General features: G+C 69.0%; 19 protein-coding genes, 1 tRNA gene and 1 riboswitch. Of the genes, 9 read left to right on the top strand and 11 right to left on the bottom strand.

Annotation, left to right across the window (positions count from 1 at the left end; genetic code table 11):
- Positions 1-927, bottom strand: a 927-nt coding sequence (locus RJ05_RS01905) for a D-alanyl-D-alanine carboxypeptidase (protein ID WP_174343883.1), incomplete at its 3' end; no start/stop codon positions are given.
- A gap of 150 nt (positions 928-1,077) precedes the next feature.
- On the opposite strand from RJ05_RS01905, the gene RJ05_RS01900 reads away from it, so the two are divergent.
- Positions 1,078-1,569 carry an inorganic diphosphatase gene (locus tag RJ05_RS01900; protein ID WP_014348688.1) on the top strand — a complete coding sequence of 164 codons (492 nt, stop codon included), beginning with the start codon at positions 1,078-1,080 and terminating at the stop codon, positions 1,567-1,569.
- A 192-nt stretch (positions 1,570-1,761) separates the two neighbouring features.
- Here the strand turns inward: RJ05_RS01900 and RJ05_RS01895 are convergent, their stop codons facing one another.
- Positions 1,762-2,583 (bottom strand): crotonase/enoyl-CoA hydratase family protein, encoded by an 822-nt coding sequence (locus tag RJ05_RS01895; protein WP_036532363.1) that lies wholly within the window; start codon positions 2,581-2,583, stop codon positions 1,762-1,764.
- Positions 2,584-2,685: 102 nt separating this feature from the next.
- Between RJ05_RS01895 and RJ05_RS01890 the strand changes: the two genes are divergently transcribed.
- On the top strand, positions 2,686-3,159 hold the full coding sequence (locus tag RJ05_RS01890) for a YbaK/EbsC family protein (RefSeq protein WP_036532381.1): 474 nt from the start codon (positions 2,686-2,688) through the stop codon (positions 3,157-3,159).
- A gap of 125 nt (positions 3,160-3,284) precedes the next feature.
- Positions 3,285-3,755: a flavin reductase family protein gene (locus RJ05_RS01885; RefSeq protein WP_228783692.1), complete on the top strand. Its 471-nt coding sequence runs from the start codon at positions 3,285-3,287 to the stop codon at positions 3,753-3,755.
- 6 nt (positions 3,756-3,761) lie between these two features.
- Here RJ05_RS01885 and RJ05_RS01880 read toward each other — a convergent pair whose 3' ends face one another.
- Positions 3,762-5,081, bottom strand: a complete 1,320-nt coding sequence (locus RJ05_RS01880) for an aminotransferase class V-fold PLP-dependent enzyme (RefSeq protein ID WP_036532358.1) — start codon at positions 5,079-5,081, stop codon at positions 3,762-3,764.
- A 44-nt stretch (positions 5,082-5,125) separates the two neighbouring features.
- Positions 5,126-5,239: riboswitch (SAM riboswitch) on the bottom strand.
- Positions 5,240-5,439: 200 nt separating this feature from the next.
- On the opposite strand from RJ05_RS01880, the gene RJ05_RS01875 reads away from it, so the two are divergent.
- The gene (locus RJ05_RS01875; protein ID WP_036532356.1) at positions 5,440-9,369 is read left to right on the top strand and encodes a Pls/PosA family non-ribosomal peptide synthetase; all 3,930 of its coding nucleotides are present in this window, start codon (positions 5,440-5,442) and stop codon (positions 9,367-9,369) included.
- Entirely contained in the window at positions 9,366-10,715 is a 1,350-nt protein-coding gene (locus RJ05_RS01870; RefSeq protein WP_036532379.1) for a M1 family metallopeptidase, read from the top strand. Before RJ05_RS01875 ends, RJ05_RS01870 begins: the two co-directional genes overlap by 4 nt.
- Before the next feature lie 7 nt (positions 10,716-10,722).
- On the opposite strand, the gene RJ05_RS01865 is transcribed toward RJ05_RS01870, so the two are convergent.
- Both RJ05_RS01865 and RJ05_RS01860 read right to left on the bottom strand, forming a co-directional pair.
- Positions 10,723-10,911, bottom strand: a complete 189-nt coding sequence (locus RJ05_RS01865) for a hypothetical protein (protein ID WP_036532353.1) — start codon at positions 10,909-10,911, stop codon at positions 10,723-10,725.
- A 75-nt stretch (positions 10,912-10,986) separates the two neighbouring features.
- Positions 10,987-11,433, bottom strand: coding sequence for a DUF2752 domain-containing protein (locus tag RJ05_RS01860; protein WP_051016091.1), 447 nt, complete (start codon positions 11,431-11,433; stop codon positions 10,987-10,989).
- A gap of 319 nt (positions 11,434-11,752) precedes the next feature.
- Here RJ05_RS01860 and RJ05_RS01855 point away from each other — a divergent pair, with 319 nt between their 5' ends.
- Positions 11,753-12,805: an alpha/beta fold hydrolase gene (locus tag RJ05_RS01855; protein WP_036532350.1), complete on the top strand. Its 1,053-nt coding sequence runs from the start codon at positions 11,753-11,755 to the stop codon at positions 12,803-12,805.
- A 92-nt stretch (positions 12,806-12,897) separates the two neighbouring features.
- Here the strand turns inward: RJ05_RS01855 and RJ05_RS01850 are convergent, their stop codons facing one another.
- The gene (locus RJ05_RS01850) at positions 12,898-13,254 is read right to left on the bottom strand and encodes an Rv2640c family ArsR-like transcriptional regulator (protein WP_036532372.1); all 357 of its coding nucleotides are present in this window, start codon (positions 13,252-13,254) and stop codon (positions 12,898-12,900) included.
- 99 nt (positions 13,255-13,353) lie between these two features.
- Between RJ05_RS01850 and RJ05_RS01845 the strand changes: the two genes are divergently transcribed.
- Positions 13,354-13,827: an ArsI/CadI family heavy metal resistance metalloenzyme gene (locus RJ05_RS01845; protein ID WP_036532348.1), complete on the top strand. Its 474-nt coding sequence runs from the start codon at positions 13,354-13,356 to the stop codon at positions 13,825-13,827.
- A 154-nt stretch (positions 13,828-13,981) separates the two neighbouring features.
- Here RJ05_RS01845 and RJ05_RS01840 read toward each other — a convergent pair whose 3' ends face one another.
- Complete coding sequence (locus tag RJ05_RS01840; protein ID WP_036532345.1) at positions 13,982-14,719, bottom strand: helix-turn-helix domain-containing protein; 738 nt, start codon at positions 14,717-14,719, stop codon at positions 13,982-13,984.
- 176 nt (positions 14,720-14,895) lie between these two features.
- Between RJ05_RS01840 and RJ05_RS01835 the strand changes: the two genes are divergently transcribed.
- Positions 14,896-15,219 carry a hypothetical protein gene (locus tag RJ05_RS01835; RefSeq protein ID WP_036532343.1) on the top strand — a complete coding sequence of 108 codons (324 nt, stop codon included), beginning with the start codon at positions 14,896-14,898 and terminating at the stop codon, positions 15,217-15,219.
- A gap of 78 nt (positions 15,220-15,297) precedes the next feature.
- Here RJ05_RS01835 and RJ05_RS01830 read toward each other — a convergent pair.
- Together RJ05_RS01830 and RJ05_RS01825 are read right to left on the bottom strand one after the other, a co-directional pair.
- Positions 15,298-15,373, bottom strand: a tRNA-Thr gene (locus RJ05_RS01830).
- 107 nt (positions 15,374-15,480) lie between these two features.
- Positions 15,481-15,828: a winged helix-turn-helix transcriptional regulator gene (locus tag RJ05_RS01825; protein ID WP_085996145.1), complete on the bottom strand. Its 348-nt coding sequence runs from the start codon at positions 15,826-15,828 to the stop codon at positions 15,481-15,483.
- Positions 15,829-15,927: 99 nt separating this feature from the next.
- Here RJ05_RS01825 and RJ05_RS01820 point away from each other — a divergent pair, with 99 nt between their 5' ends.
- Positions 15,928-16,821 (top strand): NAD(P)-dependent oxidoreductase, encoded by an 894-nt coding sequence (locus tag RJ05_RS01820; protein ID WP_036532340.1) that lies wholly within the window; start codon positions 15,928-15,930, stop codon positions 16,819-16,821.
- Between the two features lie 222 nt (positions 16,822-17,043).
- Here RJ05_RS01820 and RJ05_RS01815 read toward each other — a convergent pair whose 3' ends face one another.
- Positions 17,044-18,270 carry a DNA polymerase III subunit delta' gene (locus tag RJ05_RS01815; RefSeq protein WP_036532366.1) on the bottom strand — a complete coding sequence of 409 codons (1,227 nt, stop codon included), beginning with the start codon at positions 18,268-18,270 and terminating at the stop codon, positions 17,044-17,046.
- A 234-nt stretch (positions 18,271-18,504) separates the two neighbouring features.
- A partial coding sequence (locus RJ05_RS01805; protein ID WP_036532336.1) for a topoisomerase C-terminal repeat-containing protein occupies positions 18,505-20,036 on the bottom strand: 1,532 nt, incomplete at its 5' end.

The raw sequence follows: 20,036 nt of genomic DNA, 5'->3' as shown, positions 1-20,036 counted from the left end.
GATGGTCTCGGCGAGCACGTTGTCGGAATGCACCATCATCGCGTGCAGCCGCTCCCCCAGCGGCGCCGAGGAGACGCTCGCGATCTGCTTCGAACCGGCGGGCGCGGTGCCGGGGCGGACCCGTTCGGCGCCGAGGCCGAGTTCGGCCGCCAGCCGCCGGCCGACGTCGAGGCCGGGGGTTTCGGAGCGGGGTGCGTATTCGACCAGCGGGTCCAGCCTGCCGCCGTCGAGCATGAGCGGGTCGATCGGCGCGATGGAGCCGCCGGGAATGTCGGTCGGGTCCCAGCCCTGCGCCATCGCCGTGCCCGAATACAGCGAGGTGTCGACCACGATGGATTCGACCGGGATCTGCGCCGCCCGGATCTGGTCCACCAGATCCGACAGCCTCGGCCCGTCCGGGTAGTAGCCCTTGCCGTCCGGTTGCGCGGTGAGCGTCGGATCACCGCCGCCGACCAGCACGATCTCCCCCGGCGCCGAACCGGCGACCACCGTGGTGTGCACCCGCTGGTCCTCCGGCAAGGTGAGCAACGCGGCCGCGGTGGTCAGGATCTTCAGGGTCGAGGACGGCACCATCGGCTTGGCCGCATCGGCGCTCCACAGCACCGTGCCGGTGTCGGCGTCGGTCACCGAACCGGCGAAACCGCCCAGATCCGGGTTCGACACCACCGGGGCCAGCGCCGCCGCCAGGCCCGCCGCGCTCGGTACGGGCGCGTCGTCGGGTGCGGGCGCGACCGCGGGGAACGGCCGGACCGGCACCGGCGGCTCGGCGATGGTGAGCCCGCCGTGCCGGAACTCCTCGCTCCACGGCTTCAGCGTCACCGCGACCCCGGTGCCCACCGCGAGCAACACCACCAGCGTGGTGATCAGTCCGATCCACATCCGGCGCCGTCGCCGCGAGGCCAGCCCGCCGATGTTCTTACCCACCACGTTGTCCGCCGTCTCCTCACGCCCGCCACATCCGCTTGGCCCACACTATCCTCGTTCGGCTACCGTTCCCCCGAACGACCTGGCGCGTCGGCGGCCGTCGGCCCGCTGAACAGCCGCAGTACACCAGAGGCACCGGAAGAAGGAGTTGGCGTGGAGTTCGACGTCACCATCGAGATCCCCAAGGGTTCGCGCAACAAGTACGAGGTGGACCACGAGACCGGCCGGGTCCGGCTCGATCGTTTCCTCTACACCTCCATGGTGTACCCCGCCGATTACGGCTACATCGAGAACACCCTGGGCGAGGACGGTGACCCGCTGGACGCGCTGGTCCTGCTGCCCGATTCGGTGTTCCCCGGCGTCATCGTGGAGGCCCGCCCGGTCGCCATGTACAAGATGACCGACGAGGCCGGTGGCGACGACAAGGTGCTGTGCGTGCCCGCCGGTGACCCGCGCTGGGATCACATCCAGGACCTGAAGGACGTCCCGGAGTTCGAGCTGGCCGCGATCAAACACTTCTTCGAGCGCTACAAGGACCTCGAGCCCGGCAAGTACGTCAAGGGTTCGGAGTGGGTCGGCCGCGCCGAGGCCGAGGCCGAGGTCGAGGCGTCCATCCAGCGCCTGAAGGACCAGGGCGGACACTGAGCGACCAGGTCCTGGTCGGCGGCCGGTCCGCCGGTCGGTAGCCGGAGAACATCGAGCGGCACATCATCGAGAGCCGGTAGTCGGCTTCCTCGGTGATGTGCCGCTCGGCGTTTGTGGTGTCGGCTGCCCGGCCGGTGGCGCCTGGCCGCCGGCGTCGGTCCACGGGCGCTACCGGCGCCGGGTCGACTCGGCTCAGCGCCCCTTGAACTGCGGCGCCCGCTTCTCGAAGACGGCCTGAATCGCCTCGGTCAGGTCCTCCGACGGCAGGAAGGCCGCGTTCCAGGCCGAGACGTAGCGCAGCCCTTCGGCCACCGCCGAGGCATTGCGCTGATCCATGACGTCCTTGGCGCCCTGCACCACCAGCGGCGGGTTGGCCGCGATCTCCCGTGCGGTGGCGTGCGCGGCCTCCAGGGTGGCCTGCTGATCGTCGAAGACGTCGTTGACCAGGCCGATCTTCTCCGCCCGCGCGGCGTCGATGTCCTTGCCGGTGTAGGCGAGTTCACGCAGGTGGCCCTCGCCGATGATGGCGGGCAGCCGGTGCAGCGAGCCGATATCGGCGACGATGGCGACCTTGGCCTCCCGCAGGCTGAACTTGGCGTCGGCGCTGGCGTAGCGGATGTCGACGGCGGCGATCAGGTCCAGGCCACCGCCGATGCACCAGCCCGACACCGCGGCGATGACGGGCTTGCGGCAGTCGGCTACCGCCGTCACCGCGGCCTGCATGCGGCGGATCTCGTGCAGGAAGTCGGTGCGCGGGGCAGCCAGGGCCTTGTCGGCGAGCAGCGGGCCGAAGGTGCCGCTCATCGCGGGCAGGTCGAGGCCGTAGGAGAAGTGCTTGCCCGAGCCGGTCAGCACGATCGCACGCACCTCGGGGTCGGCGTCGAGGGCGGCGAAGATCTCGGGGAGCTCACGCCAGAAGTCGGGGCCCATCGCGTTGCCCTTGCCGGGACCGGTCAGGGTGACCTGGGCGACGTGGTCGCTGGTTTCGACGGTGAAAGCCTGCCAATCAGTCATCTGTACAGCGTATACACGCCGGTAACGGCGACGATACCGTGTGGGATGGAAGCCGTTATCGCGAAACCGGCAGCCGGAACCGGTTGGCTCTACCCTGGATTCATGCGCAGGTCACTTCCTCCGGTCGCCTGCCGGGTCGCGGACACCCTGATCGCCCGTGGCCACCACGGCGTCATCGTCACCCACCCGGATCGGCCCACCGCCGCGGCCGAGGCCGCCCGCGCGCTCGGCGTCGACATCGGCGCCATCACCCTGGCCCGGCTGTACCTGCTCGATGACGATCCGGTGCTGCTGCTGGTCTCCGGCGCCCACGAGGTGGATCTGGCCCACACCGGCGAACGGCTGGAAGGAACCCTCACCCCGGCCCCCGACGAGCTCGTCCTCGAGGTGACCGGCCACCCGGTGGACGCCGTCGCCCCCGTCGGGCATCCGACCAACATCCCCACCTGGGTCGACACCGCCCTGTCCCACCACCGCGAACTGTGGGCGGCGGGTGGCCATCCGGATACGGTGTTCCGCACGACCTTTCGGGAGCTGGTCCGCATCACCGCGGGCCTGCCGATCGACGTGGACTGAACCGCGCGCGACGCACGCAGTAGTTTCGTCATGTGACCGACGCGCATGAACCGACCGCCTCGGAAGCCCACCTGCGGGTGCCCGACGACCTGAGCGGGATCACCGCCGAGCAGTACCGGGCCTCGATGCGGCACTATCCGTCCGGGGTGACGGTGGTGACGTTGTCCTCGCCGAAGGGTCCGGTCGGGTTCACCGCGACCTCGTTCGCGTCGCTGTCGCTGGAGCCGCCGCTGGTGTCGTTCAATATCGCGCACACCTCGTCGAGCCTGGCGGCGATGAGCGAGGCCGATTCGGTGGTGATCCATTTTCTCGGCGAGCATCAGCGCCATATCGCGCAGCGTTTCGCGCGCAGCGCCGAGGAACGCTTCACCGACCGGTCGCTGTGGACCACGCTGGACACCGGCGAACCGGTTTTGCACGGCACGCCGATCTGGCTGCGCACCACCGTCGAACAGCGCATTCCGATCGGCGATCACACCTTCGTCGTCGGCCGGGTGACCCGCGTGCACGACGCCACCGAGGAGAAGCCGGCGGCAGCGCCGCTGCTGTATCACAACGGGCGCTACCACCGGCCCACTCCGCTGGACGAGGATTGAGCCCGATCAGCCGATCTCACACGGGGACGCGCCGGCGATATCGGCGCCGGTGAACGACCGGGTTTCCGGCGTGGGGTTCCACAGCCCGTCGGTGCGGGTGTAGTCCCACCCCGGACCGTCGTGCACGAGCGTGGCGACCGCCGAGACCAGCCGGTCCACGTCGGCCGAGCTGGTGCCGAGGCCGATGCTCGCGCGCAGCGCACCGTCGAGCCCGAGCCTGGCCAGCAGCGGATGCGCGCAGAACCGTCCGTCGCGCACCCCGATGCCGTGTTCGGCCGACAGATACGCCGCCACCTGACCGGGCGCGAAACCGTCGAGTGTGAAGGCGACGATGCCGACGGTGTCGGGGCTGTCGGACCACAGGCGCAGCAGCCGCACGCCCGGGATCGCGCACAGTCCCGCGCGCAGCCGCTCGGCCAGCCGCCGTTCGTGGGCGAGCACCCGGTCGGCGTCGATCTCCGTCAGCGCGTCGCAGGCCGCCGCCAGGGCCGCCACACCGAGCACATTCGGCGATCCGGCCTCATGCCGTTGCGGCGCGGGCGCCCATTCGGTGCCGTTCACGCGCACCTCACGGACCGCACCACCGCCGGCAAGGTAGGCCGGTGCCGCGTCGAGCCAATCCCGTTTGCCGACCAGCACGCCGGCGCCGAACGGTGCGTAGAGCTTGTGCCCGGAGAAGGCCAGGTAGTCGATTCCGCACTCGCGCAGGCTGATTCGCCGGTGCGGTGCCAGCTGCGCCGCATCGACCAGGATGCGGGCGCCGCACTGATGGGCGATCTCGGCCAGCCGGGCCAGCGGCAGCACCTCGCCGGTCACGTTGGAGGCACCGGTAACGGCAAGCAGCGCAGCCGGTTTCGCGCACAACTCGGCGACGATGCGGCGGATCGTCTCCTCGACGGTGTCGGCCGCGGTGACCACGCGCCGCCCACGTCGTTGCCAGGGCAGGAAATTGGCGTGATGTTCGACGTCGAGCACCACCGTGTCGCCGGGCACGCAGGAAGCGAGCAGGTTCAGCGAATCGGTGGTGTTGCGGGTGAAGACCACCACCTGGTCGTCGGTCGCGTCCAGGAAGCGGGCGACCGAACCACGGGCGGTTTCGTAGCATTCGGTCGAGATCCGCGAGGCGTAGCCAGCGCCGCGATGCACGCTGGCGTAGTACGGCAGCAGCCGCTGCACCCGGTCGGTGACCTGAGCCAGCGCCGGCGCGCTCGCGGCGTAGTCGAAATTGGTGTACGTGCAGGTCCCGCCCTGTACGAGGGGGACACGGAGATCGTCGCCGGACACCCGGGCGAGGGCGGCACAGGTCTGATCGAACACAGCAGTCATCACGTCATCCCATCGGGTGAGGGACTCGCGAAGGGGATTCGTCGAGTCCGCGCTTGCCGCGCCCGGTCGGGCGTCGGCCCGGTCGTCACCCGGAGCACCCCACCGCGGAGGAGGGTTGCCGGCCAGCAAGCCGGGGCTTGACGCTGGCACTCATGACCTGTGGCGAGACTGACAGAACGGCCGCGCTGCTGTCAACCCGTCGTGGGCTGCGGGTACCGTTGACAACTGGTCACCGGGGCATTTTCCGTTTGCCCACTGGTAACCCTCGTATGAAACAACCGTCTTCGAGAATTAGTTGGTGAGGCCGTACCGCCGTACATGGTTACTGCCGGACAGTGCTGAGGAAGGTGGGCCGGACGTGATGCTCCAGCCGCAGATCGACACCGATGGTTCGGTCCGGGAGCTCGATCCGCTGCTACGTTCGACCCTCGCCCCACCTGCGCGAACGCTGGTCGACATCCTCGCCGAGACCGCCCGCGCACATCCGGACGCCCCCGCCATCGACGACGGCGACACCGCCCTCACCTACACCGAACTCCTCGCCGAGATCGCCGCGACGGTCGAGCGCCTCGGCGCGGCCGGGGTGCGGCGCGGCGACCGGGTCGGGGTGCGGATGCCGTCGGGCACCCGTGAGCTCTACGTCACGATTCTCGCCGTGCTGCACGCGGGCGCGGCCTATGTGCCCGTCGACGCGGACGATCCCGACGAGCGCGCCCGCCTGGTCTTCGGCGAGGCGCGCGTCACCGCGATCGTCACCGCCGCCGGCATCGAATCGACCGAGCACGCCCGTCCGGCAACCGATGGGCAACCCGACGGACCGGAGCTGCCCGCCCCCGCCGACGACGCCTGGATCATCTTCACCTCCGGCTCCACCGGCACCCCGAAAGGCGTTGCGGTGACCCATCGCAACGCCGCCGCCCTGGTTGACGCCGAGGCCCGGCTGTTCCTCCAGGACGCCCCGATCGGCCCCGGCGACCGGGTGCTGGCCGGGCTGTCGGTCGCCTTCGACGCCTCTTGCGAGGAGATGTGGCTGGCCTGGCGGCACGGCGGCTGCCTGGTGCCCGCGCCGCGCGCGCTGGTGCGCACCGGCGCCGATCTGGGCCCGTGGCTGGTGCGGCACGAGATCAGCGTCGTGTCCACGGTGCCGACGCTGGCCGCGACCTGGCCGGCCGAGGCGCTGGAACCGGTGCGGCTGCTCATCTTCGGCGGCGAGGCCGTGCCGCCCGAACTGGCCGAACGGCTGGTCGGCGACCCGGAATCCGAACGCGAGGTGTGGAACACCTACGGCCCCACCGAGACCACCGTCGTCGCGTGTGCCGCACTGCTGGACGGGAATTGGCCGGTGCGCATCGGATTACCGCTGGACGGCTGGGATCTGGCCGTGGTCGACGCCGCCGGTCAGCCGGTGGCCGAGGGCGAATCCGGGGAACTGGTGATCGGCGGCGTCGGCCTGGCCCGCTACCTCGATCCGGCCAAGGATGCCGAGAAGTACGCGCCGCTGCCCTCGCTCGGCTGGGACCGTGCCTACCGCAGCGGCGATCTGGTGCGCAACGACAAGGCGGGACTGGTCTTCATCGGCCGCGCCGACGATCAGGTGAAGGTGGGCGGGCGCCGCATCGAGCTCGGCGAACTCGACAACGCGCTCCAGCACCTGCCCGGCGTGAGCGGTGCGGCCGCCGCCGTGCGCACCACCGCTGCCGGCAACCAGATCCTGGTCGGCTACCTCACCGGAACCCCGCCCGACTACGACATCAAGGCCGCCCGGACGCTGCTCGCCGAACAGCTGCCCGCGCCGTTGGTGCCACGACTGGTCGTGGTGCCGGAACTGCCCACCCGCACCTCGGGCAAGGTCGATCGCGATGCCCTGCCCTGGCCGCTGGCAGGCAGCGACGAAACCGTCGACCACGGGCTCACCGGCACCGCCGCCTGGGTCGCCGAGCTGTGGAGTTCGATCCTCGGCGCCGAGATCACCGGCGCCGACGCCGACTTCTTCGATCTCGGCGGCGGATCACTGTCGGCGGCCCAGCTGGTGACCGCGCTACGGGAACGGTATCCGCGCATCGCCGTCGCCGACCTGTACGACCATCCGCGTCTCGGCGCGCTGGCCGAACTGCTGGACGAGACCGCACCGGCGGCCGCCGTCGTCGAACGCACCGTCCGCCCGACGCCGTTGTCGGCGCAGTGCGCGCAGGTGCTGGCCACCCTCCCGCTCACCACCCTGACCGGCCTGCAATGGCTGACCTGGCTGGCCATCGCGGGCAATATCGCGAGCTGGGCGGGCGCGCTGCCGTGGCTGCCGCAGCTGTCGTGGTGGTGGACGCTGCTGCTGTTCGTCGTCTTCATCACCCCGCTGGGCCGGATGAGCATCTGCGTCGCCGGTGCCCGGCTGCTACTGCGCGGTGTCGAACCCGGCAGCTATCCACGCGGCGGGTCAGTACATCTGCGACTGTGGGCAGCCGTGCGGCTCTCGGAGGCCAGTGGCGCCGAGAACCTCTCCGGCGCACCGTGGATGGTGCCGTTCGCGCGGGCGCTCGGCGCGAAGATCGGTAAAGGCGTTGACCTGCACACGCTGCCGCCGGTGACCGGCATGCTCGAACTCGGCGACGGGTGCAGCGTCGAACCCGAAGTCGACCTGTCCGGCTACTGGATCGACGGCGACGTCGTACACATCGGACCCATCGTGGTCGGCCGGGGCGCGGTGATCGGCGCGCGCTCGATCCTGCTGCCCGGCACCAAGATCGGCCGTGACGCCGAGATCGCGCCCGGTTCAGCGGTATCCGGGAAGGTCAAGCCGGATCAGGAATGGGCCGGATCGCCCGCGGTGAAGGTCGGCAAAGCCAGGCACCGCTGGCCCGCCGAGACCCCGAAACGAGCCGTGCACTGGGTGTTCGCGTTCGCCGTCAGCTCGATGGGCCTGGCCGCGATGCCCATCCTCGGGTTGGCCGCCGGCGGCGCGTTGATCGTCTGGTGGATCCGCGACACCACCACCGTCGCGGGCGCCCTCGGGCGTGGCCTGCTCATGCTGCCGGTGGCCACCCTGGTGAGCCTGCTCGTCTACGCGGTGGCCACGGTGATCGCGGTGCGGGTACTCAGCCTCGGCCTCACCGAGGGCTATCACCCGGTGCGCAGCCGCGTCGGCTGGCAGGTGTGGGCCACCGAACGGCTGCTCGACGGCGCCCGCAACTTCCTGTTCCCGCTCTACGCCAGTCTGCTCACCCCCATCTGGTTGCGGCTACTCGGCGCGAAGATCGGCAAACGAGTGGAAGCCTCCACGGTGTTGCTGCTGCCGAAGTTCACCACCGTCGCCGACGGCGCGTTCCTGGCCGACGACACCATGATCGCCAGTTACGAACTCGGCGGCGGCTGGCTGCGCATCGGCGAGGCGAAAGTCGGCAAACGCGCCTTCCTCGGCAATTCCGGGATGACCGCGCCCGGCCGCCGGGTGCCGAAGAACGGCCTGGTCGCGGTGCTCTCGGCGGCCCCGAGCAAGGCCAAGGCGGGCTCGTCCTGGCTCGGCAGCCCGCCCGTGCGCCTGCGCCGCGCCGCCGAAACCGCCGATACCGAGCGCACTTTCGATCCGCCGCTGCGGCTGCGGGTCTTCCGCGGCGTGGTGGAAACCTGCCGCCTGCTGCCGGTGCTGGTCACCTTCGCGATCGGGCTCGGCGTGTTGTTCACGCTGGCGTGGCTGGCGCAACACATCGGGTACGCGGGCGCCGCACTGCTGTCGGGTGTGGTGCTCATGGTCGCGGGCGCGCTGGCCTGCGCGAGCGCGATCACCGCCAAATGGCTGCTGATCGGCCGGATCGGCGCGGAGGAACATCCGCTGTGGAGCTCGTTCGTGTGGCGCAACGAGGTCTCCGACAGCTTCGTCGAAACGGTTGCCGCGCCGTGGTTCGCGCGCGCCGCGACGGGTACTCCGGTTCTGAATCTGTGGCTGCGTGGTCTCGGTGCCCGTATCGGTCGCGGTGTGTGGTGCGAGTCCTATTGGCTACCGGAGGCGGATTTGGTGACCCTCGGCGACGGCGCGACCGTGGAACGCGGTTGTGTGGTGCAGACCCATCTGTTCCACGATCGGATCATGTCCATGGACACCGTCACCCTCGGCCCCGGTGCCACCCTCGGCCCGCACTGCGTCGCCCTGCCCGCCGCCACCATCGGCGCCGGTGCGACCATCGGTCCGGCTTCGCTGGTCATGCGCGGCGACACCGTGCCGCCGTCGACGCGGTGGTGGGGTAATCCGATCGCGCCATGGGCCGCGGCCTCCGATCCAGGGGCCGCCGGCCGATGAGAGGCAAGTTCTACGACGCCCCCATCGACGAATACCTGCCGCAGAACGGGAACCGGGGCTACCGGGTCTCGCGGTACGAACTCGACCTCACCTACAAGGTCGCCGGCAACCGGCTCGCCGGCCGTGCCGGCATCACCGCGGTCACCACCGAAGTGCGTCCCCGCTTCGCCCTCGACCTGTCCCAATCGCTGTCGGTGACGAAGGTCCTTGTCAACGGCAGCAAGGTGGCGAAATACACCCACCAGCACGGCAAACTCGTCATCACCCCGCAGCAGAAGATCCCGGCAGGCGGATTACTCGCGGTGACAGTGCAGTACGCGGGCACTCCGCGCCCGGTGCGCGGCCCGTGGGGAGAGGTGGGCTGGGAGGAACTCACCGAAGGCGCCTTGGTCGCGAGCCAGCCCAACGGCGCCGCATCCTGGTTCCCTTGCGACGATCACCCGAGTTCCAAGGCCAGCTACCGCATTTCGATCACCACGGACACCCCCTACTACGCCCTGGCCAACGGCACCCTGCTACGCAAACAGACCAAGGCCAGCCAGACCACCTGGGTCTACGAACAGTCCGAACCGATGTCGAGCTACCTGGCGACCATCCAGATCGGGCAGTACCGCAAACACCGGATCGGCCCGGCCCACGGACCGGTCCCCATGCATGCTCTGGTCCCTGCCCGGCTGCGCGCGAACTTCGACCACGATTTCGCCCGGCAGCCGCAGATGCTCGCGGTGTTCAGTGCCAAGTTCGGGCCGTATCCGTTCGAAGCGTACACGGTGGTCGTCACCGATGACGAACTCGAGATCCCGATCGAGGCCCAGGGCATCTCCATCTTCGGCGCCAACCATTGCGACGGCCGACGCGGCGCCGAACGACTCGTCGCCCATGAACTCGCCCACCAGTGGTTCGGCAACAGCCTCACCATCCGGCAGTGGCGCGATATCTGGCTGCACGAAGGGTTCGCCTGCTACGCGGAATGGATCTGGTCGGAGGCCTCGGGCGGGCCGAGCGCCGACCAGCAGGCCAGGGCGGCGCGGCACAATCTGGCGCGGCAACCGCAGGACATCGTCGTCGGCGATCCTGGACCTGCCCATATGTTCGACGACCGGGTCTACAAGCGTGGCGCGCTGTGCCTGCATTCGCTGCGCCTCGAGCTCGGCGACACCGCGTTCTTCGACATGCTGCGGGAATGGACCTCGCGGTATCGGCACGCATCGGTGACCACCGAGGAGTTCACCGATCTGGCCGGGCACTACAGCCTGGTGCCGCTGCGGCCGCTATGGGACAGCTGGCTGCTGACGGAGGCCTTGCCGCAGCTACCGCCGTCGGGCGGGATGTCGACCGGCGCCTGAGCGTTCGTCAGAAGACCAGGTAGCGGGTGGCGAGTTCCTCGACCAGCGGATCGTCCTCGGCGACGCTGTCGAGGGCATCGAGATCGGTCTCCACCGAGATCAGCCGGGGATCGTCCTGCTCGGAGTCGGTCGGTCCGTCCTCGGTGAGCTGACGCAGCAGTTTGGCACGTACCCGCGCCTTGAGTGAGTCGATCATGCGCTGTGTCCTTTCCGGCCGGTGCCCTATCTCCAGCTTGCCCCGTTTCGCCGGGGAGCGGGGCGTTCGGGCAGCTCAGACCGGCGTCAACCAGCTACCCCACGGCGTATTGCGCAGCACGGTGAACACCGCGAGGAAACCGAAGATCGACCACATGGTGAGGGCGTTGATGCCGAAGTGCCGCATGGGCTTCCCGTGCCACGCCCGGATCGCCCAATCACCCACCCATACCGCGAACAGCATCAGCAGCGGCAACGCGATGAGGTTGCTGTGCAGCGAATCGAGCACCTGCCCCTCGGTGAGGTTGTGTACTGCCCGCATACCACCGCACCCCGGGCAGTACACCCCAGTGAGCGCGTACACCGGACATATCCCCCACGATCCCTCCACATGCGGATCCCGCAGGTGCACCGCGACCACCGCGAGCACGCCCGCCCCCGCCACCGTCGCGGGCATTGCCAGCGCCCGCCACCCGGTCCGCGCCGGCCGCGGTGCCATCGGTTTCGCCTGCGTGATGTCCACGAATCTCACCGTAGCGGGGGCGCGGCGGCGCGGCTATCGAGACTCGAGTTACCCGAATCTCAGCAGGATTCCAGCCGGAACGAGCAGGACGAAGCCAGGTGGCGCCGAGCGGATCCCGTCGGTAACGACACGCACACATCAGCAAACGGCAGGCATACTTCGGCCCTGTTTCGGGCATTTTCCCGGTAACGGCATTACACACCGGACCGACACCCGGTGTAGCGGACCGTCGCGGTCAGAGTTTCCGGTAAGCGGCGCTTGCACTTGCAAGCACCCCAGCTTGCATTTACCGTGACGGTAGACACAAAGGAGTGCTCTGATGCTGGTGAAGTCGATGAAGACGCTGGCGCAGGTCCGCCACGGCGCCCTGACCGCCCCCTTTCGCGCCGGACTTCGGTCGCGCACGTTCGAGACAGCGTCGCTGAACGCGCCCACCGCGCCGCACGAGGTCATCCCCGTCACCACTGTCGACGGTGCCCGCCTGCGGGTACACGCCTACGGCCCGCCCGATGGCGATCCGATCGTGCTGGTGCACGGCTGGAGTTGCAGCATCGAGTACTGGAATCCGCAGATCAACGCCTTTGCCGACACTCATCGCGTCATCTGCTACGACCAGCGCGGCCACGGCGACAGCCAGGCCGGAACGCTGTTCCCCAGCGCCGACACCATGGCCGACGATCTCGCCGCCGTCCTCGACGCCACCCTGCGCCCAGGCCAGCGCGCGGTCCTCGTCGGCCACAGCATGGGCGGCATCACCCTGCAAGCCTGGGCCGCCCGGCATCCCGATCAGGTCAGTCGCCGCGCCAAGGCTGCCGTGCTGGTGAACACCACCTCCGGCAATATCCGCTACGACACCGATCTGCTGCCGCTGCTGAACAAGCCGCTGACGGTCGCCGAGCGCCCGATCACGGTCTTCGGCGCCGGTGTGCGGGTGCCGATCATCTTCGCTGAGACCCTGCTCACCGCGCCGGTCCCGTTCCCCGGTGGATGGGCGGCCCGCGCGGTGCTCAAGTCCCGCATCATGTCACCGACGGCCACCCCCGACCAGGTCGAGTTCGCCCTCGGCATAGTCCGGTCGTGCCGCCCGCTGGCCCGCGGCCGCCACGCCGCCGCCCTCGCCGACCTCGAACTCGGCGACGCCGCGAGCAAGCTCACCGTCCCCACCACCGTCATCGCGGGCAGCCACGACCACCTGCTGCCCGAACGCATGTCCCGCATCATCGCCGACCACCTCGACCGCGCGGGCCACCTCGCCGACTACCACGTCTGGCCCACCGGACACCTCACCAATATCGAAGCGGCCGACCGGTTCAACGAAGAACTGACTCGGATCATCCGCCGCACCGGCCTGCGCGCGGCAGCCGCGGGCTGAGCGGAGGTTCACCGAGATCCGGTCAACGGTGCCCGGTCTCGGTGAGCTCTGGTTTCCGGTCGTGACACCTTCGGGTCGGCCGGCTCGGCGGGTCAGCAGCAGTTCGGGTCGAGGACCACGCACAGCGCCGCCAGCGCATCGCGGCGGGCCTGATGGAACACGCTCATCCCGCGTCGCTCGGACGTCACCAACCCGGCCTTGCGTAGCTGGCCGAGGTGATGGCTGACCGTCGATTCGGCCAGTCCGAGCGCCCGGGCCAGTGCGCCGGTGCTCTCCGCGCCGTCGTCGGTCGTCAGCAGCAGTGACATCAGTTTGACCCGCGCGGGGTCGGCGAGAGCCTTCAACCGTAGCGCGACCTCCAGCGCGGCGGCATCGTCGACCGGGCCCGCGGCCACCGGAGCGCAACACACCGGGGCCGACATATCCACCAGCGGCAAAGTTTTCGGCACGAAATCCACCTTACGCCGGGTATTGACATATGTCGAAAAGGTGAGCAGGCTGATGCCTGTCAGTTCTTCGATATATGTCTCACAGGTGGAGGTTCTGCCATGTCACGCATCCAACTCGCCCTCAACGTCGACGACCTCGAGGCCTCGGTGAAGTTCTACTCGACGCTCTTCGGCACCGATCCCGCCAAGCGCAAGCCCGGCTACGCCAACTTCGCCATCCCCGAACCCCCGTTGAAGCTCGTCCTCATCGAAAACCCCGGCCACGGCGGTTCCGTCAACCACCTCGGCGTCGAAGTCGAGTCCACCGACACCGTCCACTCCGAAATCACCCGCCTCGCCGCAGCCGGCCTGTTCACCGAGGAAGAAATGAACACCACCTGTTGCTTCGCCACCCAGGACAAGGTCTGGGTCACCGCCCCCGACTCCGAACGCTGGGAGGTGTACACCGTTCTCGCCGACAGCGAAACCTTCGGCAAGGCAACGGAATTGCTCGCCGACGACGAAGCCCGCTGCTGCGGAACCATCGCCGCCGAAGCCGACGCGGCCTGCTGCTCGACGGCGGCGCGAGCTTAGCCGACACGCGCCTCAGCGGCGAAGCCGATCGAGCGTGATCCGGTAGCACCGCGAGATCAGACCCGGTCTCGCAAACCCCGCCGCAGCGCTCGATCGTCTTTGCCGAAGCGCCATTTTCGGCAACCCAGCTCCAGCCGATCGCTCGTCCCGAGCGCTATGACTCAACCGGACGCTGATACGCATCGAGCGTCGCCTTGCTCGTACTCGACTCCTGGAGCACCAACTCCCATGGCCCCGAGTTGATTTCGAAGTCCTTTCCGAACCCGATCCACTTACCGGCCATCCGGTTGCCGGTCGGGTCGATGAGCAGTTGCACCGCACCGTGGTAGCGGGCGCCACGGTAGTACCCATCGACAGCGGTGCGCTCCGACCACGTGCCGGTTGCGACACTGCCGTCCACGGTCAGGTCCATCTCGGTGACCGACGGCGACGATCCGGGCAGACTGCGGACGGTGATCTGGGTGTCGTGATGCAAGACGACGGCGTAGTGGGCGACGGTGAAGGTTGCGTCGCGCCCGGTCGAGTAATACTCGTACCGGCTCAGCCACACCCCCGAATGATCGCCGTTCACCCGTGCCGCCGCAGCAGGGGCACTGTCGAATGTGCCGACCGGCGACTCCACATCGCGGCTGTTGTCGTTCAGTCCGCCGATTCCGCGCCCTACCCGGACCACCCCGAATCCGAGCGACTCGATCGGCAGCTTCATCACCCGTTCGAGCGCCTGAGCGTGACTCGGCCGCGGGTAGGCCGTCGCACCGGACTCCCACCGCTGCACCAATCTCTTGGTCGCGCTGACGCATCCGGCCTCACGTAGCGCCCGCGCCAAGTCGTCTTGACTCATCAAGCGGGCAGTACGCGCGGCCCGCAGTGCCGTGTTGGGTGTCGTCCGCATGGCCGCAACGGTAACCGAATGACGCCGAAATGTCGCCCTATTTGCATGCAATCCGACGCCCACTTGGTCGTCGTCCGGACGTCACCGCCTGAGCAGTGTCAGCAGTACGCCCGCCGCCGGGCGTCCGAGCCCCGGCGGCGGGAGCGAGCCGACTACAGGAAAGAGGGGCGTTGGGAATGGACTGCGTACCGAAGGCAATCGGATTGGTGCGGCGCGGAATACCCGGCGGAGACAGGGCCGATCTGGGCGCGCTCGCCGAGCGGCACGGGTACCGGCTGGTATTCACGATCGGACTCGACGTGCGCCCGCTGGTGGCGGCGATGGCGCTCGCGCAGCACTTGGGCGATCACGCGGCGACAGCCGTGGTCGTGCCGACCTTCGAGCACGCCGAGCCGTACCGCATGATCGTCACCGAACTCGCTGACCTGATCACACCAGTGAGGTTCTACCCTCGCGGACACCGCTGGCCAGCCGCCGTCGATGAGAGCCGACGGCGGTGAGACGCCACCCGTGTGTTCCGGACCACGCATGTCTGTCGTCGCAAACCGTCGTCACCGGCCCGGAACCCCGGAAAAAGGTGGAGCCGCCTAGGGGAATCGAACCCCTGACCTTTTCATTACGAGTGAAGCGCTCTACCGACTGAGCTAAGGCGGCGTGCCTTTCGGCGTCGCGAGTCTATCGTCTCGGCGGGCGGAACGCGAAAACGGGTGCTCGGAGTGCTGGTGGCCTGGGTGAACGGGCGAGGGTGTCGGCTCGGTGGATCACCTCGGGGATGCGGGTTGCTCATCCATGAGGTGTTCGCGGCCCCAGGCCTCGAGCGGGAGGAGGGCGTTGTTGAGCAGTTCGCCGAGCGGGGTCAGTGAGTACTCGACTCGGGGTGGGACCTCGTCGAACACTTGGCGGTGGACGATGCCGTCGGCTTCCAGCTCGCGCAATTGGGTGGTGAGCACCTTCTCGCTGACGCCGGGGACCTGGCGGCGTAGTTCGCCGAAGCGGTGCGGGCGTTCGCTCAACGGCCAGAGGATCAGTACCTTCCATTTGCCGTTCAGGACCGACAGCGTCGCGTCGAGCCCGCACGTGTAGGCGCCCGGTCTGCGTGTGATCGGCACGACTACCCCTTTCACCTGCCTGTTTGCTTACCCGGATGTACGTACCCACTTCGTTGTGCGTACTTGTCCGGCCGCGTGGCCGCCCAAAGACTAACCAGCATGTCCGACAACTCACGCACACTTTCCGTCCTCGGCCTCGGCGATATGGGATCGGCGCTTGCCCGTTCGTGGATCGCCGCCGGCTATTCCGTCACCGTCTGGAACCGCAGCGCTCGACCGGTCCCGTCAGGAGCGGTGGTGGCCGACGACGTGACGGCCGCTGTCCGCGCGAATGCACTGGTCGTCGTCTGTCTGCTCGATGACGCTTCGGTGCGCGCAACGCTCGACGGTGTAGACCTGACCGGTCGTGACATCGTCAACCTGACCACCAGCACCCCGGCCGAGGCCCGCGCTCTGTCGGACTGGGTGTCCGCGCGTGGTGGGCGGTTCCTCGACGGCGGGATCATGGCCGTTCCGTCGATGATCGGTGTGCCCGGCTCGGGCGCGTACGTGTTCTACAGCGGCTCACCCGAACTGCACGAAGCCCATGCCGGCGCGTTGTCGGTGCCCGCTGGGGTCGAGTATGTCGGTGCCGACGCCGGGTTCGCCGCCCTGTACGACATCGCCCTGCTCAGCGGCATGTGGGGCATGTTCGCCGGTGCCGCGCACGCGTTCGCGCTGATCGCGAAGGAGGACATCTCGCCGGTCGAGTTCGCGCCCCGGATGATCGCCTATCAGCAGGCGATGGCCGGCTACTCGTTCGGCACCGCGGCCCAGCTCGCGAGCGGCGACTACACCGAGGGTGTGGAGTCGAATCTGGCGATGATGGTGACGACGAACGCGACCCTGCTGCGGACCGCCGAGGAGCAGGGCGTCAGTGCCGAACTCCTCACGCCGTTCATGGCGTTGATGCAGCGGCGGGTCGCCGAGGGCGGTGGGCAGGAGTCGACCACCGGAGTTGTCGACCTGCTGCGCCGACCGGGCGTGGCATCGCAGCCCGGCGGCCTGCGGTGATCATCGCGCCGCGATTCACCGTCTCGGCGGCGCGACCGGACCACACGTATCGTCAGCCAAGGATGCTGCCACCGATGGCGACCCACCGCCCAGGATGACTCGCTGCTGCGAACCGTCGCAACCGCCGATGTCGGGCCGACGGGCTAGCGCCCACGATAACTAACCACTCCCTCCGGACCCGCCGCAAAGCCACTCCGTCGCCGAGTCGGGCAAGAGCTCCGGCTAGCTGGACTGAGCGGCGATCAGCGCCGCCACCATCGCCGCGAGGGCGAACCGGGGTTTGACGTTGAGGTCCAGCGCTTCGCGGCAGGCCAGCACCGCTTCGAGCGAGCGGAGCAAGCCCTCGGGCGGGACCCGGTCGGCGAGGTCGGTGATCTGGTCGGCCAGGTCGGGGTGGGTGAGGGTGATGCCGTCGGCACTGGGTTTGCGGCGAGGGCGGCCGGTTCCGGCGGCGAAGCGGACGGCGAGAGCGTCACGGTAGACGCCGGCGACGTCGATCAAGGCGCGGTCGAGGGCGTCGCGGCCGGTGCGGGTGGCGCGGGATTTCTGGCGGCGTTCGAGGTCTTTCAGCACGCCGGCCGAGCCTCGGGTGGCGCTCGCGGCGCCCTTGCCGGTGCCGCCCGCACCCATGGCGGTGGCGAGCTCCTCGCGTTCGCGCTCGTCTCGGTCGGCGCTCATCTGCTTGGCTTCGTCGTCGGCGGCTTTCACCAGGTCGTCGGCGGCGGCGTAGGCGGCGCCGGGGCGGGATATCGCGGCGACCAGGGCGAGGGCGCGTTTGCGGTGGTCGCGGGCTTCGGCGTCGGTGGCGAGGCGGCGAGCGCGCCCCACATGCCCACCGCTGACCGAGGCCGCCCATTCGGCGGTCTCGGCGTCGAGCTGGTCACGTTCACGCAGGACCTGCGCGATCGCGGGGACCGATGGCGTCACCAGATGGACGTGCCTGCACCGCGAGCGCAGCGTGACCGAGATGTCCTCGGGATCCACCGACGGCGCGCACAGCAGGAACACCGTGCGGTCCGGCGGTTCCTCGACCACCTTGAGCAGCACGTTGCCCGCGGCCTCGGTGAGACGGTCCGCGTCCTCGATCAGCACGACCTGCCAGCGCCCGGTGCTGGGGCGGCGCGCGGCGATCTGCACGATCTCGCGCATCTCCTTCGTGCTGATGCTCAGTCCCTCGGGGATGACCCTGCGCACGTCACCGTGGGTGCCCGCCATGGTGGTGGTGCAGGCGTGACACTGGCCGCAGCCGGGTGTGCCCGGATCGGTGCATTGCAGCGCTGCGGCGAAGCACAGGGCGGCGATCGACCGGCCGGAACCGGGCGGCCCGGTGAACAGCCACGAATGCGTCATCGCGCCTTCGACCGAACCCGCGCGGGCGGCGATCGCGGCAGCCGTCAGCTCGGATTCGACCGCATCCTGGCCGACCAACCGATCGAAGACACCCGCCACGTCGTACACCCTAGCGGCCGCCACCGACACGGTCTCCGCCGCCGGCCGACCCGCGTCGGGCGTCGACAAGCGCCGCGATCGGCGGCACATCCTGATCACGGCCGGTACGCCGCCACGCCACCGCCATCCGGCCGCAGCGGGCTGTGTCCGCCACCAGCCCGCTCGGCATCACCGCACCATCGCCGACCAGCACACCGGCACCGAGCTTGCACACCGGTGCGAGACCGGCTTCCGTTAGTCCGAAACCGCTTTCGCCGCAGACTTCTTCGCCGGCGCCTTCTTGGCCGCGGTCTTCTTCGCCGTGGTCTTCTTGGCGGCGGTGGCCTTCGCGGCAGTCTTCTTGGCGGGCGCCTTCTTCGTGGTCTTCTTCGCCGCCTTCTTCACCGGCCCGCGCGCGCGCCGATCGGCCAGCAGCTCCGCAGCCCGCTCATCGGTGATGGATTCGACCTCGTCGCCCTTGCGCAGGCTGGCATTGGTCTCACCATCGGTGACGTACGGACCGAAGCGACCGTCCTTGATCACCATCGGCTTACCGCTGGCCGGGTCGTTGCCGAGTTCGCGCAGCGGGGCGGCACTGGCGGCCTGCCTGCCGCGACGCTTGGGCTCGGCATAGATCTTCAACGCCTCGTCCAGCGTGATGCTGAAGATCTGATCCTCATCGGCCAGCGAACGGGAGTCGGTGCCCTTCTTCAGGTACGGCCCGTAACGCCCGTTCTGCGCGGTGATCTCCTCGCCGGAGGCCGGATCGGTGCCCACCACACGCGGCAGCGACAGCAGTTTCAGCGCATCGTCGAGGGTGATCGTGGCCAGATCCATGGACTTGAACAGCGATCCGGTGCGCGGCTTGGGCGCCGCCGCCTTTTTCGCGGTCTTCTTCGCCGGAGCCGGCTCCTCGGCGGGTTCGGGCAGGATCTCGGTGACGTAGGGGCCGAATCGTCCTTCCTTGGCGACGATTTCGTGCCCGGTGGCCGGATCGACGCCGAGCGAACGGCCCTCCTGCGGCGTCGCGAACAGCTTCTCCGCGACCTCGGGAGTCAGCTCATCGGGCGGCAGATCGTCGGGCAGGTTCGCCCGCTGGGAGATCGGATCGCCGTCCGGGTCATCGGGATTGGTGACCATCCGCTCCAGGTATGGACCGTAGCGGCCGACTCGAACCACCACGTCACGGTTTTCGGCGTCGGTGAAGAGTTTGATCGAGTTGACCTCGCGGGCGTCGATATCGTCGAGCCGCTCGCCGACCATCTTCTTCAGCCCACCGGACCGCGCGACCGAACCATCGGCCCCGTGGTCGCCGCCGAAATAGAAGCTGGACAACCAGTTTCCGCGCTGCTCGCGCCCACCGGCGATGGCGTCGAGATCGTCCTCCATGGCGGCGGTGAAGTCGAAGTCGACCAGACGACCGAAGTGCTCCTCGAGCAAGCCGACCACCGCGAACGCCACCCACGACGGCACCAGCGCGCTACCACGCTTGTAGACGTAACCGCGATCCAGAATCGTTTTGATGATCGACGAATACGTGGATGGGCGGCCGATGCCGAGCTCTTCGAGCGCCTTGATCAGCGAGGCCTCGGTGTAGCGGGCCGGCGGATTGGTGCTGTGCCCGTCCGGGTCCAGCTCCACGGCGGTGACGCCCTGGCCCTCTTCCAGTGCGGGCAGGCGCGATTCGGCGTCGTCGGACTGGCCACCGGCCTCTTCGTCGACGCTCTCGACATAGGCCTTGAGGAAGCCGGGGAAGGTGATGGTGCGGCCGGAGGCGGAGAACACGC

The sequence above is a fragment of the Nocardia cyriacigeorgica NBRC 100375 genome (assembly GCF_000308555.1).
In the GTDB taxonomy this organism is placed as follows: Bacteria; Actinomycetota; Actinomycetes; order Mycobacteriales; family Mycobacteriaceae; genus Nocardia; species Nocardia cyriacigeorgica.
This window is presented reverse-complemented; position numbering and strand designations above follow the sequence as displayed.

Excerpts from the sequence above, each read along its gene's own strand:
- RJ05_RS01895 (WP_036532363.1), bottom strand. The coding sequence starts at position 2,583 with ATGACTGATTGGCAGGCTTTCACCGTCGAAACCAGCGACCACGTCGCC.
- RJ05_RS01890 (WP_036532381.1), top strand. The coding sequence starts at position 2,686 with ATGCGCAGGTCACTTCCTCCGGTCGCCTGCCGGGTCGCGGACACCCTG.
- RJ05_RS01885 (WP_228783692.1), top strand. The coding sequence starts at position 3,285 with ATGCGGCACTATCCGTCCGGGGTGACGGTGGTGACGTTGTCCTCGCCG.
- RJ05_RS01880 (WP_036532358.1), bottom strand. The coding sequence starts at position 5,081 with ATGACTGCTGTGTTCGATCAGACCTGTGCCGCCCTCGCCCGGGTGTCC.
- RJ05_RS01870 (WP_036532379.1), top strand. The coding sequence starts at position 9,366 with ATGAGAGGCAAGTTCTACGACGCCCCCATCGACGAATACCTGCCGCAG.
- RJ05_RS01865 (WP_036532353.1), bottom strand. The coding sequence starts at position 10,911 with ATGATCGACTCACTCAAGGCGCGGGTACGTGCCAAACTGCTGCGTCAG.
- RJ05_RS01855 (WP_036532350.1), top strand. The coding sequence starts at position 11,753 with ATGCTGGTGAAGTCGATGAAGACGCTGGCGCAGGTCCGCCACGGCGCC.
- RJ05_RS01845 (WP_036532348.1), top strand. The coding sequence starts at position 13,354 with ATGTCACGCATCCAACTCGCCCTCAACGTCGACGACCTCGAGGCCTCG.
- RJ05_RS01840 (WP_036532345.1), bottom strand. The coding sequence starts at position 14,719 with ATGCGGACGACACCCAACACGGCACTGCGGGCCGCGCGTACTGCCCGC.
- RJ05_RS01835 (WP_036532343.1), top strand. The coding sequence starts at position 14,896 with ATGGACTGCGTACCGAAGGCAATCGGATTGGTGCGGCGCGGAATACCC.
- RJ05_RS01820 (WP_036532340.1), top strand. The coding sequence starts at position 15,928 with ATGTCCGACAACTCACGCACACTTTCCGTCCTCGGCCTCGGCGATATG.